The following is a 15497-nucleotide window of genomic DNA, read 5'->3' on the forward strand; positions in this document are numbered from 1 at the left end:
ACGCAAAGGAGCTAACGCATGCTGTTCGTTCTAATCGCATTATGGGCCATAGCGGCTATTCTTTGGTTAACCGATGGCCGCTCGGACATCAATCGCCGATTAGGCGCCGTTGCATTCAGCGGCGGCGCAGGTGCGCTGGCGGCCGTACTTGATTTAAGCTGGATTCCAGCAGCGACAGAGGCCGGTATGAGCGCCAGCGGCCAGCAGATGCTCTATTACGTGCAGGCCGTATCGTCTCTTACGTCTTATTACGGTCTGCCGTATTTTTTCCTGTTATTCGCACTTGCCTATCATCGCGTTCCTATGCCTCTCGTGTTATACAAGCTAGTGCAATGGATCCTTATACTCCCCATTTTGTGCTGCATCCTGTTCACGCCGTATTACAACGAAATGTATCCGATTACGTTCAAGCTAGTTGTATGGTGGGCCGTTCCGTATATCTTGTTCGGAACAGTGCTCATATTGCTGAAGCGTCAGCCTTATGCGGCTTTGTCCAGAAAGCACTGGATTGTCTGTTCGGCTGTATTGCCGCCTGTCTTGTTCAGCATGTTGATGAATTACGTGCTTCCGAGCATGGGCATGCTTCGGATGTGGGTGTATAACACCTGGTTCGTAGGATTAGGCGCAACCGTATTTGTAGTAGGTTTGTTTACTTACGGCTTTATGGGAGTAAGAGTACTGATTGACCGGCGAAGATTCGATACGACGTATCGTGCAGTCACGTCAGGCACGGCGATCTTGAACCATGCAATCAAGAACGATGCCGCAAAGATGCGATTGTTCTCCGAGAAAATGAAGGCGTATGCAATCGAGACGAATCAAGCCGAACTGCTGGCCGATATTGAGACGGTGCTGTCAGCGTCGAAGCATATGCAGGATATGGTAGGCAGAGTGCATCGGCGTACGGAAGACTTGACGTTAAAGCCTCATCGCGAGCTGATTACCGATGTAGTGGTCAGAACGGTGAAGCCCATTGAGACGCTCTATCCCCGTGCGAGCTTCCAGCTTGCACTTGAGGAGGGCTGGAGCGGCATGATCGATTCGGCTCAGATCGGCGAAGCGCTTAGCAACCTTGTTGTAAACGGGTTGGAGGCAATGAAGGGCGAGGGCGAACTGCGCATTGCATTAAGCGAGCAGAAGCGTGAGCTTGTCATTGAGGTCCGCGATTCAGGTGCGGGCATGGACAAAAGCCAAATAGCCAAAGCGTTTGAACCTTTCTATACGACGAAAGCAGGCAGCAGCGCGAACTTCGGATTAGGCTTGCCATATGCGTTCCAAGTCATGCGCAAGCATAAGGGAGTACTTCATGTGATGAGCAAACCGGGGCAAGGCACATCGGTTCTTATGGCATTTCCTAAGAAAGCCATTCAGGCGGTGAAGACAGAATCGCTTTTGAAGAAGGGGGCGGAAGCTCATGTCGTCGATTAAAGTATGGATAATAGAAGATGATCTGGATTGGCTTCGCGGTTTGACAGCCTTCTTGAACAAAGAGCAGGATATCGAGGTCGTATGGACCGAATCCGATCCGCAGCAAGCACGTCAAATGATTCAGTCACAGACGATGGATGCCGCAGATGTGATCTTGATGGACATTATGATGGAAGGGCGGCCTGAAGGGATTGAGCTTGCCGACGAGGCTAGCAGGCGAACAGGAGCCCGCATCATCATGCTGACATCTATGGAAGAGAAGGAGCTCATCTTTCGATCATTCCAAGCTGGCGCAATCGATTATCAGATCAAGTCGGACTTTGAGACGTTGCCGGCAGCTGTTAGGGCAGCTTATGCGAAGCAATCGACGATTAGCGCAGCGGCAGCCGAGCAGATGCGGGGAGAATTCCGAAGGCTGAAGCTTGTCGAGCGTGAGTTCGAGGTGAAGAAGGTCGAAGATTTGATTACTCCTTCTGAGCTTCAGCTCCTGAATTTGATCGACCAAGGTTATTCGCAGACACAGATCGCCGATAAGCTCGTCGTATCGCTGCGAACGGTGAAAAATCACGTCAACCATATATTAAAAAAGCTGCATCTGCCCGGATCGAAGGAAGCGGCCAAGAAAGTTAAGGATTTAGGGCTGCTTAATAAGGAGGATGGTACCAAATAAACTTGGTACTATTTTTTTTGCCCTAATATTGCAAAAATAAGGTAAGCAGTTAAAAGTTAAGTTCCATAATGGGAAGGATCGTGAGCCATGTCGTTCGAAATGTTTACCGCTGCGCACTACGCTGCGTTGCTGTCGGCGATTATTGTTTTCGCAAGCATCTTCTTGATGAGAAAAAAGCTTCGTGTGCCTGCTATTAACCGTTATTTCCGCATCGGGTTGTCAGGGGTCCTTATAAGCTGTGAAGTTGCGCTCCAGGCTTCTTACATCATCGAGGACGAGTGGTCATTCGGATCGCTTCCGCTTCAGCTGTGCAGTATTACGCTGCTCATTGCGGCAGTGATGCTCTTGACCGGCAGCGAACGGTTGTATGATATTGTCTTTTTCCTTGGGATCCTGGGAGCGCTGCAAGCGTTAATAACGCCGAATCTGGGTTGGGGTTTCCCGCACTTTAGGTACTTTCATTTCTTCATTGCGCATATAGGCATCATTGCCGCTGGGCTGTTTATCCTTGTCATTGAACGATACAAGCCGACATATAAGTCCGTCTTGCGCGCTTGGGTCTGGCTTCACGTGCTGGCAATTCCGGCGGCGTTAACGAATTATTTGACGGGCTATACGAACTTTATGTTTTTGGCGCGAAAGCCTGGAACGGCATCATTGCTGGATATGCTCGCGCCATGGCCTTGGTATATTTTGCAGCTGGAGGTCGTTGTTGTAGTTCTGTGTGTATTGCTCCTGTGGAGTGTCGCACTGGTTCGCAGGATTTACAGATTGGAAGGCGTTAGAGCTCGGACCTAATCTTGTGATGAATCCCTATCCTTTCTAGACTAACCGTGAACAAGCTGGGGAAAATAAATTGTCGTCCTAAACCATTCAACCGAAAGGCAGGAGAGGCAATGTCAACTAACGCCACAATGAATTCGACGGGGACATCGGCTGCTTTTATGGAAGCGGTAAAGCACCGTCGCAGTATTTACGGCATCAGCAAGCAATCCGATATTTCTGACGAGAAGATCTCCCAGATCGTACAAGACGCCATTAAGCATACGCCATCTGCCTTCAACTCGCAGAGCGCGCGAATTGTTCTGCTGCTCGGAGCAAACCATGATAAGCTCTGGGATCTTACGACGAGTACGCTGCAAGGCGTTGTTCCTGCCGATAAGTTCGAGCCGACCCAGCAGAAGATGGATAGTTTCAAGAACGGATATGGCACCGTATTGTTTTTCGAGGATCAGACAGTCATTGACGGCCTTATGAGCAGCTTTCCCCCTTATGCGGAGAACTTTCCGCTATGGTCCCTGCAATCATCAGGCATGCATCAATTTGTCGTATGGACAGCGCTTGAGAATGAAGGATTCGGAGCATCTCTCCAGCATTATAATCCGCTCATTGACGAGCAGGTAAAGGCGGCATGGTCCATTGCCGATTCTTGGAAGCTGCTTGCGCAACTGCCATTCGGCAAACCAACCTCTCCTGCGGGAGAGAAGGAATACAAGCCGATCGACGAGCGTGTCAAAATATTCAAGTAATCAAGTCGCCGTTCGAAGCGTGGTCGCTTTGAGCGGCGTTTTTTACCACATCTGAATGTTTAAGTGCTTTACAGCGTTAAAACTTTAAGGAGATCATTTAGATTGGCGATAAAAACTTCCGCTTAAACGCGGTCGCTCATCCCCGAATTACTCCGATAGGAGTTTTTCTCATTTGCAACTGGCGGTCCGCTCTAAAAAGCGATACAATAAAAACCGATATAACAGACATACGTAAATATCCTTTCACATATGAAGGTACATAGCTAGGGAGGTAATTATGAGCATTGACCCACGACAGATGAAAGCTTTACTGCAGCTTCAGCTTGCTCCGAGCGTTGACTTTAAAGCGAATTCAAATCCGCTTACGAAGACGGAGACGGACGGCACACCTTCCTTATTCGATACATTATTATCGCAATATATGAGCGGTGCGACGGAGACAGGCACAGATGTAGCTTCGACCCTCCCGACTGATCTGTTATCGCAGCTATCGTCGCTTGGCAGCCTTAGCGGTCTAAGCAGCCTATCTGAACTTGGCCTTTCCGACAGCTTTCCTAATGCAGAGTGGACGGGCTCTGGTCAATATGATTCGCTAATCCAGCAAGCCTCGGCTAAATTCGGCGTCGATCCATCCTTGATCGAAGCGGTAATTAAGACCGAGTCCGGCTTCCAAAGCGATGCGGTATCTTCCTCGGGAGCGAAAGGACTTATGCAACTGATGGATGGAACAGCTAGAGGACTTGGCGTCGGCGACGTGTTCGACCCGGAGCAGAACATTAACGGGGGAACGAAATATTTGTCGCTGTTACTCAGCAAATATAACGGCAATGAGCAAGTCGCGCTTGCCGCGTATAATGCCGGACCGGGCAGAATCGACCGTTTGGGTATCGGAACGAACGAAGAGCTTCAATTAGCTATCGAGAGCTTGCCGAAAGAAACACAACGTTATGTTGTGAAAGTGCTTCAAGCTATGCAATAATTTATTTAATTTATCCGTGGAACGATTGTGCATGCCGCAGTTTGGAGGCGGAGTCGTTCCTGCTTGAGATCACGACAGTTGCCGCATCGCTAGCTGCGAGCGGCTGTCGCTGATCTTTTTGTTTTTATTGTAGGAAGAGCGTGAGAAGGAGGGAATAACGATGCTGTATTTTGACCATTGCGCGTCTACGCCGCCCTATGAAGAGGTCATACAGACGATGATGGAAGTAATGAAGGCGCATTATGCGAACCCGTCATCATTGCATCAGAGAGGCTCGGCAGCGGGTAAGCTGATCGAGCGGGCACGCTCGCTTGTGTCGGAGCAATTCGGCACGCGCAGCGGCGAGTGGATATTTACTTCAGGCGGTACCGAATCGAACAATATGGCGATTAAAGGCATCGCCAAACAATATAGCGGGCGAGGCAAACATCTGATCACTACCGCAATTGAGCATGCTTCTGTGTCCGAAACATTTGCGCAGCTTGAGCAAGAGGGCTTCAACGTTACGTACTTGCCGGTCAGCGCCAGCGGTCATGTGAGCGTGGAACAGGTCGCAGAGGCATTGACAGATGAAACGGTTCTCGTCAGTGTTATGCATGTGAATAATGAAATCGGTACAATTCAGCCAATTGAGCAGATCGGACAACGGTTGAAGCAATATCCGAAAGTATTTTTCCATGTTGATGCAGTGCAAAGCATAGGCAAGCTGCCGATTGATATTGAACAGTGGGGTATCGATCTTGTCAGCGGATCGGCGCATAAGTTCCGGGGACCGAGAGGCGTCGGCTTGCTCTATGTAAGAAACGGAATAACGTTGTACCCGCTGCTGACAGGGGGCTCTCAGGAAGAGGGCATGCGTTCAGGAACGCAAAATGTACCGGCGATAGTCGCTGCAGCGAAAGCTCTTCGAATGACCCGTGAGACCGAATCGGCAAGACGAGCCAGCATGTCGGAATTAAGAGAGCAGCTTGTATCTATCGTAGCTTCCATTCCCGAACTGAAGCTGAACGGCGGCGCGCCGCTTGCGCCGAACATCGTCCATTTCTCTTACCCCGGCATGAAGCCGGAGGTCGTCATCCATAAGCTGGAGCAGCATGGTATAATGGCTTCAACGAAGTCGGCTTGTTCGTCGAAGGACAATAAGCCAAGCCAGGTGCTGCTTGCGCTTGGAGCGAGCACGGAGCATGCTTCAAGCGGCATTCGGCTCAGCTTCGGCGATGAACACCGTACCCAGGACATTGATAGTGTTGGCAAGGCGCTGCGGCAGATTGTCGCGGAGCTTAAGCCGCTCGAGAGGAGATTGACTTAAGTTTGTTATACGATCAAATTATTGTGCGCTACGGCGACTTGACGATGAAGGGGCGCAACCGCAACCAGTTCGAGAAGCGGATGCTTCAGCAGGTGAAGCAGGCATTGACTCCGTTCGAGCGCGTCTCGTACTTCAAGTCGTTCGGACGCCTGTACGTCTTGTTGAACGGCCAGCCCTATGAGCCCGTTGCAGATCGCTTGAAGGATCTGTTCGGTATTACGACCATTAGCCCGGTCGTCAGTGTACAGTCGGAGCTGGAAGCGATTCGAGCTGCAGCCATAACGCTTATGCAATCTATAGAAAAGCCGCCCGCAACCTTCAAAGTAAGCGTGAAGCGTGCTTGGAAAGGGTTTCCACATAGCTCGCAAGAGATGAATCATCTCGTAGGGGGCCATGTGCTGCGCGCCATGGAAGATCTGAAAGTCGACGTCCGCAAGCCTGAGGTCGAATTGAAGGTTGATATCCAGGAGGAAGGCACCTACGTCTTCTGGGAAGTGATTCAAGCAGGCGGAGGATTCCCGTTCGCAACGAACGGAAAGGCTATGCTGCTGCTGTCAGGCGGCATCGATAGTCCCGTTGCAGGGTGGATGGCGCTGCGCAAAGGGCTGGAGATCGAAGCGGTTCACTTCCACAGCTATCCGTTCACAAGCGAGAAGGCGAAGGACAAGGTAATTGATCTCGCAACGCGGTTGTCTTATTACAGCGGCGCGCCGCTCAAGCTTCATCTCGTTTCGTTTACCGACATTCAGACGAGGCTGGCACAGCAGAAGAGCGATAATATCATTATTACCCTTATGCGCCGCGCAATGCTTCGGATTACGGACAAGCTGGCTGAGCGTAATGGGGCCGGCGGTATCGTAACGGGCGAAAGCCTCGGTCAAGTTGCCAGCCAGACGCTTGCTAGCATGAACGTTATTGGGCGGGCAACGGAGTTGCCGCTGCTCAAGCCGCTCGTGATGATGGACAAGCAAGAGATTATTCGCGAGGCGGAGAAGATCGGCACCTTCGAGACATCAATCTTGCCTTATGAGGATTGCTGTACGCTGTTCCTGCCGAAGTCGCCAAGCACGAATCCGAATTTGCGCATCGTAGAGAAAGTCGAATCGCTCATTCCGGAGCTTGGTGATATGATTGATGCTGCCGTTGAAGGGACAGAGGTGCTCGTTCTTACCCCGAGCGGCGTTCAGACGGTCCACACCGAAGGCGAGGACGACTGGTTCTAACTAGCTTGGCGCAAGCACTAACAGCCCCCACCTAAGAATGGTGGGGGCTGTTAGCGCTTGTGCCGTACTTATGTGTCGCTTTGTTTGTTTGGATTCTTCTTTTTCCGCTGGCTGTAATTGGTGAGCCAACCTGCTCCAATTACGATTACGATTATAGCGATGATGAAAGCCCAGTTGATCAGCGGATACCGATCAAAATATTCGGCGAATGATTTCTCGTGCGTAATCATTTTGGCTGCTGTATAGGCGAGGACGCCTGAGCCAATATAAACGATCCACTCGAAGCGATTAATAAGCTTAATGAATAGTGTACTCCCCCATACGACGACTGGCACGCTAATGAGCAAGCCAATAATGACGAGCAGCGTATCGCCATGCGCCGCGCCGGCGACGGCGATAACATTATCGATGCCCATTGCCGCATCGGCAATAATAATAGTGCGAATCGACTGCCATAACGTATTGCCTGCCTGAATATTCTCGTGAGCATCCTCCTGAACAAGCAGCTTGTAAGCAATCCATATGAGCAGAAGCCCTCCAAGTAAATTCAGCCATGGAACAGCCAGTAATTGAACGACAAGCAATGTCGCAACGACGCGAATGCCGACTGCGCCGACCGTTCCCCACATAACTGCCTTTCGCTGTTGCTCCTTAGGCAAATTTCTAGCTGCAAGTCCGATTACGATTGCGTTGTCGCCAGCGAGGATCAGGTCGATGAAAATGATCGTAGCGAGCGCCGACCAGAAATCGACCGAGAACAGATCCATTAGACGGCCCCCTTCATCTTGGAATCTTGCTGCGGCGTCCGCCGCGTGAATTCAGCCCTGTGGAAAGTATATTCATCAATCATGGACATATTCGCCATAGCTTGTTCATACCACTGATAAGAGGGGGAATGAGCATTGGACAGCGTACTTATATTTTTGCAGATCGTATTGATTAATGTGTTGTTAAGCGGAGATAACGCGATTGTAATTGCGATGGCGAGCGGACAGCTGCCGCCTCATCAGCGAAAGCGGGCGATATGGTGGGGAACGCTGGCTGCCGTCGGACTGCGGATTATAATTACGCTCGTGGCCATCAAGCTGCTGCAAATTCCGTATTTGCAAGCTGCCGGAGCGCTATTGCTTCTATATATTGCCGTGAAGCTGCTTGCGGACGCGGGGAGCGGGCATGACGGACACACGGTCAAGAAGGCGGGTTCCCTCGGACAAGCCGTCTGGACGATTGTCACCGCTGACTTCATTATGAGCCTTGATAATGTGCTCGCGATCGCGGCGATTGCGAATGGCGATCTCATTCTCATTCTGCTTGGCATTGCAATCAGCATCCCGATGATCATATGGGGCAGCCAAATGCTGGGCGTGCTGCTCCAGAAGTTTCCGGCACTTTCATACATTGGCGCAGCGCTGCTCGGTTACGCGGCAGGCGACATGCTTATGCATGACCCGGGGCTGAATAACCTGCTATTCCACGGCTCGAAGGTGCTTGCTGAGGCGATTCCGCTGTTATGTATACCGCTCGTAATTGCACTCGCGACCGTCAGCAGAAAGCAGTGGTAACAGGCATTATTGCCATTACCGTTCAGGGCCTAAGATGGCTTGAACGGTTTTTTTTGTGAACAGGTATTGTTCACACTGGTATTTTCGTCGCCGTTCCATTAAACTAGTATAGATAAAAACTGTCGTCTTTCGTCAACATCTGCGAATGACTCGTAAGGAGCGGAACGAGAATGCCTAATAACAAATATTCCGCTGGAATTATTTTGCTGTTAGCCGGGGTCGTTATTTTGTTGGGCAAATTAGGAGTATTCAGCTTTATGGGGGCTATCTTTTGGCCGCTGCTCGTCTTAATTCCAGGAGTTCTGCTGCATGTGCTTTATTTCGGCAGACTTCTACCAGCAGCTGCTCTTGTCCCAGGCGGGATGCTTGTCGTCTATGCCCTGTTGTTCGTCGTTTGCAATTTATTTGGATGGGATAATCTGAAATATTTGTGGCCGCTGTTTATTTTCGGCGTAGCAGCAGGCCTTTACGAATATTATTTGTTCGGTTCATCCAGGCAACAGGTTGTGTTCAGGGCGGCTATTGCGCTTGCAGCCGCTTCGGCCGTATTTATGGTTCTTGTATTGATGTGGAGCTGGGGAATCTATGCAATTGCTGTCGTATTGATCGGGGCAGGCGCATGGATGACGATCGGCAGAGGAAGTCGCAGGCGTTGGTAAGGTAATAAATAAAAACAAAATGGAGTGGATTACAAGTTATGCAAGCAAGAGAGAATTTACGGAATATCGCCATTATTGCCCACGTTGACCATGGTAAAACAACATTGGTCGACAAACTGCTTCAACAATCGGGTACTTTCCGCGAGCATGAAGCGGTACAAGAAAGAGCAATGGATTCCAACGATCTGGAACGTGAACGCGGTATTACGATTCTAGCGAAGAACACGGCAATCAATTACAAAGATTACTTGATCAACATCGTGGATACACCTGGACATGCCGACTTTGGCGGCGAGGTTGAGCGGATTATGAAAATGGTTGACGGTGTATTGCTCGTAGTCGACGCTTTCGAAGGCTGTATGCCGCAAACGAAGTTCGTATTGCGCAAAGCGCTTGAATCGAAGCTGACTCCGATCGTTGTCGTGAACAAGATTGACCGTCCGAATGCAAGACCTTCTGAAGTGGTTGATGAAGTGCTTGACCTGTTCATCGAGCTTGGCGCGAACGACGAGCAGCTTGAATTCCCTGTCGTATACGCATCGGCGTTGATGGGTACGTCCAGCCTTGATCCTGAGAAACAAGATGAGAACATGGAAGCGATGTACGAAACGATCGTCAGCCATATCCCATCGCCTACGGAAGACGTAGAACAACCGCTTCAATTCCTGGTAACTTTGCTCGACTACAACGAATACTTGGGACGTATTGCGATTGGCCGCGTAAACCGCGGTATTATTCGTCAAGGTCAACCGGTTGCCGTTATGACGCGCGAAGGCGGCACGAAGCAAGCAAGAATCGAGAAGCTGTTCGGCTTCCAAGGCTTGAAGCGTGTTGAGATTGCTGAAGCAGGCGCTGGCGACATCGTCGCTATCGCAGGTATCCGTGAGATCAATATCGGCGAGACGATTGCTGATCCAACGAACCCTGAGGCGCTTCCCGTTCTTAAGATCGATGAGCCAACACTCCAAATGACGTTCCTTGTTAACAACAGCCCGTTCGCGGGACGTGAAGGCAAATGGGTTACATCCCGTAAGCTTCGCGAGCGTCTGTTCAAGGAGCTTGAGACGGACGTAGCGCTTCGCGTTGAAGAAACGGACAGCCCGGACGCGTTCATCGTATCCGGTCGCGGCGAGCTTCACCTCGGCATCTTGATCGAGAATATGCGTCGAGAAGGTTATGAACTTCAAGTATCGAAGCCGGAAGTTATTATCAAGGAAATTGACGGTCAGAAGAGAGAGCCTTACGAGCGCTTGCTAATTGACGTGCCTGAGGAAAGCATGGGCGCCGTTATGGAGAGCCTTGGAACTCGCAAAGCCGAGATGGTTAACATGATCAACAACGGCAATGGCCAAGTTCGTCTGGAGTTCATTATTCCAGCGCGCGGCTTGATCGGCTACCGTACACAATTCCTTACAATGACTCGCGGTTACGGCATTATGAACAGCGCATTCGACAGCTACGGTCCGCTTGCGGGCTCTAATGTCGGCGGACGTCACCAAGGCGTACTCGTGGCAAGCGAGAACGGCGTATCGACATTCTACGGCATGATGGGCGTAGAGGATCGCGGTATCCAGTTCTTGGAGCCGGGTGCAGAGATCTACGAAGGTATGATCGTAGGCGAACACACGCGCGAGAACGACATTATCGTCAACATCTGTAAAGTGAAGCAGCTTAACAACATTCGTTCCGCAGGCAAGGACGATACTGTTACGCTGAAAACTCCGCGCCTATTCTCTCTAGAGCAAGCGCTTGAGTATTTGAACGATGACGAGTATTGCGAAATTACTCCGAAGTCGATTCGTCTTCGTAAGAAGATCTTGAATAAGAGCGAGCGCGAGCGTGCGGAGAAACACCGCAAAACAGCTCAAGCCAGCGTTTAATAATGAAGATGGAGCTAAGGTTTTGCATCATGCAAAACCTTAGCTTGTACTTAAGGAGGAAGTTCGAATTATGCAGGAATGGCTAAGCGACCATAAACTCGTTTCATATCTGCTTATACTCGGATTTACAATTTATATTTTCAACAAGGTGTTCCGGGCACAGCAGAAGCTGCCGTTGTTTAAGGAAATACTCGTTTATGCGCTCATTGCATTTGGTTCTTTCGTCTTGATGATCTTGCAAGTGGATAAGCTGCCGATTATTCAATGTATGGGCATTGCCGTTCTTATGATGCTCATGCTTCGTGGGCGCCAACTCTACGATAAATGGAAAGGCAACGGGCCGGATGATGCATCTTCGCAGAAGGCGGAGCCTGGCAAATGAAGCTTGAGGACGCTCTATTCAATTGGCTGCAAATTCAGATCGTATCGGCTGCTAGACCCGAAGATGGAGCGGCCGCCGATACACTTGCCTTTTTTGCGCAAATATTGGTAGAGGATCATCAGCTTGACCGCTTCGAGATCACGAAGACGGACGATACGATGATTTATCTCAAGTACGAGAAAGATGGACGCTCAAAGCTGCAGCTCTTCCCTCGCGAAGCGGCTGAGCAGCTGCTGGCGGACATCGAATCCAATCCCAAATACAACTAAGCTTGAAGGTGGATACTATGAGTCAAGGATCGACTTCATTGCCTCCAAGATCGAGCTCGCGTCAAACGCCGTCCAATCAACCTAAAAAGCAGAAACCGAAGAAGAAACGTTCGATTCTAAAAACGTTTTTCGTTCTGCTGTTCGGGCTGCTGCTTCTCGTTGCGGCGGCTCTTGTTTATTTGGTGTTCAAGACGGATGACGCGATCAAACAGATTGGGGCAGACAACAACACAGTAGTCATACCTAAAGGTGAATCCGTTAAGGAGAAGCCTGTCGGCCTCGTGATCATGGGGCTTGATTCGCGCTCTCACGGCGGAGGTTTGAACACGGATGTCATGATGGTTGCGGCATTCAATCCAACGTCCAAGACGGCGACAGTTGTGTCGATCCCGCGCGATTCGAGAATCGATGTGGACGGCTACAAGACACGCAAGGCTAACGGCTATTATGCGGCATTTTATAATACGGCGATTAAGGAAGGCATGGAGAAGGAAGCAGCTCATGCGGAGGCGAAACGCCATTCGCGCGAGATGATGAGCGAATTCTTCGGCATTGACGTCAAATATTCGGCAGTCATTAACTTCCAAGGTTTCGTCGATGTCGTCGATGCGCTGGGCGGCGTAGAGGTAGATGTTGATATGCGAATGAAATACAAGAGCAACGCGGACGGCACGAACATTGACCTTCAGAAAGGTCTGCAGGAGCTGAATGGCGATAAAGCGCTTGATTTCGTACGATATCGCCAATCGAATGACGGAAAAAACATGTCGAGCGACTTTGACCGCAATAGACGACAATCGGAAGTGTTAGGGGCACTTGCCGACAAGATGAAGTCGTTAAGCGGGATTTCGAAGATCGACAAGGTCATTGATGCGGTTGGCGACAATATGACGATGGATATGCCTTCCAAAGAAATTAAGGCAATGATTGCTAGTTATTTCGGCATGGGTGGCGACGATATTACGTTCATCCCGCTTGAGGGTAATTGGAAAAGTCCTTACGTATATTTGAATGAGCAAAAGTTGGATGAAGCGCGTACCGCTCTGCAAGCAAAAATGGCTGAATAACCGTAGACTCGGCTTAATAAACTGGGTATAATAATGCTACGCAAACCAATTTCCTATCTAAGGGAGGCTATGCGATGGTGATACCTATTCCAGTACGAACCGGACGAGAAAACGAGGTTAGAAGCAGCCTTTCCTTCTTAGCGAACGCTGAGTCTTCTTGGTATTTAGCGAGTGAGAAGGACCGTGATGCTATGCGTTGCGGCTTGCGCTTGTCCGCAGGCAAAGAGATCCATATCATTGCAGACGACAGATTTGCAGCGGATAGAATGGAAGTACAAGTATCCGCCGCCATAGAGAAAGCCTAGTGAGCATTCACTAGGCTTTTTGCGTCTTTTGGACCGTATTTGCAAAATCTTCATAAGTTGATTCAAAGAACTTTATTGCTTTTTATTATTTTTCAACTTCGGTTCTTGCTGACCGTCGCCAGAATCCGGCATGAGATCTCTAGGCATCTGCGGGACGATGCGTCCGATAATATCGGCCATCTCTTCAGCAAAGCCGGCAATTGGTCTGCCTCTTCGAATGTCGTCGCCGATCTCATTAATACGTTGGTTAAGATCAATGTCCGCCGTCACGAGCGCATCGATGCCGTAAGGGTCCTTGCGGAAAGCTTCGGCAACCGAATATTTTAATGTGCCTACCCGAGAGCGTTCGAGATTGGCGTCCACGTCAATGCCGACGATTGCCGTATTTCCGAATACGACGCAACGGGCATTTTTGACACCGTCGACGCCCTTAGCAAGCTGCTCCAAATGCTTCGCAACCTGTTCGGAGCTTTTTATTTCTTTTTTGCGCGGATCGGTTTGCTGGGCCTCCACGCGGCCATTATTTTGTGGAGAGGGTGATGTTTCATTACGTGCGACGGAGCTGCAGCCTGTCGCTACAATCGCAATAATGAACGCAGAAGCGAGCCATTTGAACATGAATTCCACCTCTTTTTAAGCGTGCTTAGTGTAAGGCTTAGTTGTAATGACAGTTGACGTATAGGATTCTTCTTATCTGTCCTAGTGTAACCGATCGCAGCTCACACTATGTACAACGCAAACCATTAGCAAGGCTCGCTAAGCTTCTAATGAATTTCCTACGCCGGGAGGGTTCTCATGAAAAAAATATTCGTGCTTGATACTAATGTGCTGCTTCATGATCCGCAAGCGATCTTCGCTTTCGACGATAATGAAGTCATTATTCCCGCGGTTGTACTAGAGGAAATTGATTCGAAGAAGAGGCTGGCCGACGAGCTTGGCCGCAACGCCCGGACGATATCCCGCCTGCTCGACAAAATGCGCGAGAACGGTCATTTGCATGAAGGCATCGTGCTTCCTGGAGGGGGCTTGCTGAAGGTAGAGTTGAATCATCGCAGCTTCATTCGCGTACAGGAAATGTTCGGAGAAATGTCCAATGACAACCGAATATTGGCTGTAGCGCTTAATTATCATAATGAACAAGACAATGAAACGGAGAAACGCAGCATTGTACTCGTCAGCAAAGACGTGCTTGTCCGTATTAAAGCGGACGTGCTTGGCCTGCAGGCGCAAGATTATTTGTCCGACAGAGTGGTCGTCTCGTCAGACTTCTATGCGGGCTATATGACATTGTACGTTCATCCTGCGGTCATTGACGAATTCTACTCCTACCGTTTCTTGACGATTAACAATATGCATTTGAATATTCGATTGAATCCTAATGAATTCGTTATTTTGCGGGACGAGATGGGCACATCCAAATCCGCGCTTCTCAAGGTCAGCCAGGATGGGGTAAAGCTGGAGCCGCTGTTCCTTAGCAACGATCCCGTATGGGGGATTACGGCACGCAATGCTCAGCAGCGAATGGCGCTTGAGCTGCTTTTGAATGACGATATTCCGCTCGTCACGTTAACGGGCAAGGCGGGGACGGGCAAGACGCTGCTCGCGCTTGCCGCCGGGCTGCTCAAGGTAGAGGATGAGCATAAGTATAAGAAGCTGCTCATTGCGCGTCCCGTCGTTCCAATGGGCAAAGATATCGGTTATTTGCCAGGGGAGAAGGAGGAGAAGCTTCGTCCTTGGATGCAGCCGATCTACGACAATCTCGAATATTTATTCGATACGAAGAAATCCGGGGACATCGATAAGATTTTAATGGGACTCGGAAGTATTCAAGTCGAAGCGTTAACCTATATTCGCGGCAGATCGATACCAGGGCAGTTCATTATTATTGACGAAGCGCAAAACTTAACGAAACACGAGGTGAAGACGATCGTTTCACGCGTCGGCGAGGGCAGCAAGATCGTGCTTATGGGCGATCCGGAGCAGATTGACCATCCATATCTCGATTCTATAAGCAACGGCCTTACACACATCGTTGAGCGCTTTAGAAGCGAAGGCATCAGCGGTCATATGACGCTGGAGAAAGGCGAACGGTCGAAGCTCGCGCAGCTTGCTGCAGATTTGCTGTAGCCCGATTGCAGACGATTGGAGAAAATACTGGTGTATTTGAAGTGGAGGAGCTCAGGGATTACCCTGCTCCTCCACTTTTGTCATTTTGCAACAGAAAGAGGCAAGATA

At 49.9% G+C, this 15497-nt stretch carries 17 protein-coding genes; 15 read left to right on the forward strand and 2 right to left on the reverse strand.

Annotated features, from left to right (window positions below; translation table 11 throughout):
* Window positions 1–18: 18 nt before the first annotated feature.
* From V8F51_RS03110 to thiI, 7 genes are all read left to right on the forward strand, one after another.
* Window positions 19–1428 carry an ATP-binding protein gene (locus tag V8F51_RS03110; RefSeq protein WP_337098585.1) on the forward strand — a complete coding sequence of 470 codons (1410 nt, stop codon included), beginning with the start codon at window positions 19–21 and terminating at the stop codon, window positions 1426–1428.
* Window positions 1415–2098 (forward strand): response regulator transcription factor, encoded by a 684-nt coding sequence (locus V8F51_RS03115; RefSeq protein WP_337098586.1) that lies wholly within the window; start codon window positions 1415–1417, stop codon window positions 2096–2098. The genes V8F51_RS03110 and V8F51_RS03115 overlap by 14 nt, the downstream gene beginning before the upstream one ends.
* Before the next feature lie 87 nt (window positions 2099–2185).
* The gene (locus V8F51_RS03120; protein ID WP_337098587.1) at window positions 2186–2896 is read left to right on the forward strand and encodes a YwaF family protein; all 711 of its coding nucleotides are present in this window, start codon (window positions 2186–2188) and stop codon (window positions 2894–2896) included.
* 98 nt (window positions 2897–2994) lie between these two features.
* Window positions 2995–3627, forward strand: a complete 633-nt coding sequence (locus V8F51_RS03125; protein ID WP_337098588.1) for a nitroreductase family protein — start codon at window positions 2995–2997, stop codon at window positions 3625–3627.
* 277 nt (window positions 3628–3904) lie between these two features.
* A complete protein-coding gene (locus tag V8F51_RS03130; RefSeq protein WP_337098589.1) occupies window positions 3905–4606 on the forward strand; it encodes a lytic transglycosylase domain-containing protein in 702 nt (233 codons plus the stop codon).
* A 160-nt stretch (window positions 4607–4766) separates the two neighbouring features.
* Window positions 4767–5915, forward strand: a complete 1149-nt coding sequence (locus tag V8F51_RS03135; protein ID WP_337098590.1) for a cysteine desulfurase family protein — start codon at window positions 4767–4769, stop codon at window positions 5913–5915.
* A 2-nt stretch (window positions 5916–5917) separates the two neighbouring features.
* The gene (gene thiI / locus V8F51_RS03140; RefSeq protein ID WP_337098591.1) at window positions 5918–7138 is read left to right on the forward strand and encodes a tRNA uracil 4-sulfurtransferase ThiI; all 1221 of its coding nucleotides are present in this window, start codon (window positions 5918–5920) and stop codon (window positions 7136–7138) included.
* A gap of 68 nt (window positions 7139–7206) precedes the next feature.
* On the opposite strand, the gene V8F51_RS03145 is transcribed toward thiI, so the two are convergent.
* A complete protein-coding gene (locus V8F51_RS03145) occupies window positions 7207–7905 on the reverse strand; it encodes a TerC family protein (protein WP_337098592.1) in 699 nt (232 codons plus the stop codon).
* 135 nt (window positions 7906–8040) lie between these two features.
* Here V8F51_RS03145 and V8F51_RS03150 point away from each other — a divergent pair, with 135 nt between their 5' ends.
* The 7 genes from V8F51_RS03150 to V8F51_RS03180 all read left to right on the forward strand — a co-directional run bounded on the left by V8F51_RS03150 (window position 8041) and on the right by V8F51_RS03180 (window position 13262).
* Complete coding sequence (locus V8F51_RS03150) at window positions 8041–8700, forward strand: TerC family protein (RefSeq protein WP_337098593.1); 660 nt, start codon at window positions 8041–8043, stop codon at window positions 8698–8700.
* A gap of 170 nt (window positions 8701–8870) precedes the next feature.
* Window positions 8871–9359: a hypothetical protein gene (locus V8F51_RS03155; protein WP_337098594.1), complete on the forward strand. Its 489-nt coding sequence runs from the start codon at window positions 8871–8873 to the stop codon at window positions 9357–9359.
* Window positions 9360–9397: 38 nt separating this feature from the next.
* On the forward strand, window positions 9398–11239 hold the full coding sequence (gene typA / locus V8F51_RS03160; RefSeq protein ID WP_337098595.1) for a translational GTPase TypA: 1842 nt from the start codon (window positions 9398–9400) through the stop codon (window positions 11237–11239).
* Window positions 11240–11309: 70 nt separating this feature from the next.
* Window positions 11310–11621 (forward strand): YlaH-like family protein, encoded by a 312-nt coding sequence (locus V8F51_RS03165; protein WP_337098596.1) that lies wholly within the window; start codon window positions 11310–11312, stop codon window positions 11619–11621.
* Window positions 11618–11890, forward strand: coding sequence for a hypothetical protein (locus V8F51_RS03170; protein ID WP_337098597.1), 273 nt, complete (start codon window positions 11618–11620; stop codon window positions 11888–11890). The genes V8F51_RS03165 and V8F51_RS03170 overlap by 4 nt, the downstream gene beginning before the upstream one ends.
* Window positions 11891–11907: 17 nt before the next feature.
* Window positions 11908–12957, forward strand: coding sequence for an LCP family protein (locus tag V8F51_RS03175; RefSeq protein WP_337098598.1), 1050 nt, complete (start codon window positions 11908–11910; stop codon window positions 12955–12957).
* A gap of 74 nt (window positions 12958–13031) precedes the next feature.
* Window positions 13032–13262: a hypothetical protein gene (locus V8F51_RS03180; protein WP_337098599.1), complete on the forward strand. Its 231-nt coding sequence runs from the start codon at window positions 13032–13034 to the stop codon at window positions 13260–13262.
* 72 nt (window positions 13263–13334) lie between these two features.
* On the opposite strand, the gene V8F51_RS03185 is transcribed toward V8F51_RS03180, so the two are convergent.
* On the reverse strand, window positions 13335–13880 hold the full coding sequence (locus tag V8F51_RS03185) for a YhcN/YlaJ family sporulation lipoprotein (RefSeq protein WP_337098600.1): 546 nt from the start codon (window positions 13878–13880) through the stop codon (window positions 13335–13337).
* 177 nt (window positions 13881–14057) lie between these two features.
* On the opposite strand from V8F51_RS03185, the gene V8F51_RS03190 reads away from it, so the two are divergent.
* The gene (locus V8F51_RS03190; protein ID WP_337098601.1) at window positions 14058–15389 is read left to right on the forward strand and encodes a PhoH family protein; all 1332 of its coding nucleotides are present in this window, start codon (window positions 14058–14060) and stop codon (window positions 15387–15389) included.
* Window positions 15390–15497: the final 108 nt, after the last annotated feature.

The organism is Paenibacillus sp. YIM B09110 (genome assembly GCF_037167145.1).
Lineage (GTDB): Bacteria > Bacillota > Bacilli > Paenibacillales > Paenibacillaceae > Pristimantibacillus.

Bases quoted from the DNA above. Each gene is read 5' to 3' on its own strand.
- V8F51_RS03110 (WP_337098585.1), top strand. From the start codon at position 19: ATGCTGTTCGTTCTAATCGCATTATGGGCCATAGCGGCTATTCTTTGG.
- V8F51_RS03115 (WP_337098586.1), top strand. From the start codon at position 1,415: ATGTCGTCGATTAAAGTATGGATAATAGAAGATGATCTGGATTGGCTT.
- V8F51_RS03120 (WP_337098587.1), top strand. From the start codon at position 2,186: ATGTCGTTCGAAATGTTTACCGCTGCGCACTACGCTGCGTTGCTGTCG.
- V8F51_RS03125 (WP_337098588.1), top strand. From the start codon at position 2,995: ATGTCAACTAACGCCACAATGAATTCGACGGGGACATCGGCTGCTTTT.
- V8F51_RS03130 (WP_337098589.1), top strand. From the start codon at position 3,905: ATGAGCATTGACCCACGACAGATGAAAGCTTTACTGCAGCTTCAGCTT.
- V8F51_RS03135 (WP_337098590.1), top strand. From the start codon at position 4,767: ATGCTGTATTTTGACCATTGCGCGTCTACGCCGCCCTATGAAGAGGTC.
- V8F51_RS03145 (WP_337098592.1), bottom strand. From the start codon at position 7,905: ATGGATCTGTTCTCGGTCGATTTCTGGTCGGCGCTCGCTACGATCATT.
- V8F51_RS03155 (WP_337098594.1), top strand. From the start codon at position 8,871: ATGCCTAATAACAAATATTCCGCTGGAATTATTTTGCTGTTAGCCGGG.
- typA (WP_337098595.1), top strand. From the start codon at position 9,398: ATGCAAGCAAGAGAGAATTTACGGAATATCGCCATTATTGCCCACGTT.
- V8F51_RS03165 (WP_337098596.1), top strand. From the start codon at position 11,310: ATGCAGGAATGGCTAAGCGACCATAAACTCGTTTCATATCTGCTTATA.
- V8F51_RS03170 (WP_337098597.1), top strand. From the start codon at position 11,618: ATGAAGCTTGAGGACGCTCTATTCAATTGGCTGCAAATTCAGATCGTA.
- V8F51_RS03175 (WP_337098598.1), top strand. From the start codon at position 11,908: ATGAGTCAAGGATCGACTTCATTGCCTCCAAGATCGAGCTCGCGTCAA.
- V8F51_RS03180 (WP_337098599.1), top strand. From the start codon at position 13,032: ATGGTGATACCTATTCCAGTACGAACCGGACGAGAAAACGAGGTTAGA.
- V8F51_RS03185 (WP_337098600.1), bottom strand. From the start codon at position 13,880: ATGTTCAAATGGCTCGCTTCTGCGTTCATTATTGCGATTGTAGCGACA.
- V8F51_RS03190 (WP_337098601.1), top strand. From the start codon at position 14,058: ATGAAAAAAATATTCGTGCTTGATACTAATGTGCTGCTTCATGATCCG.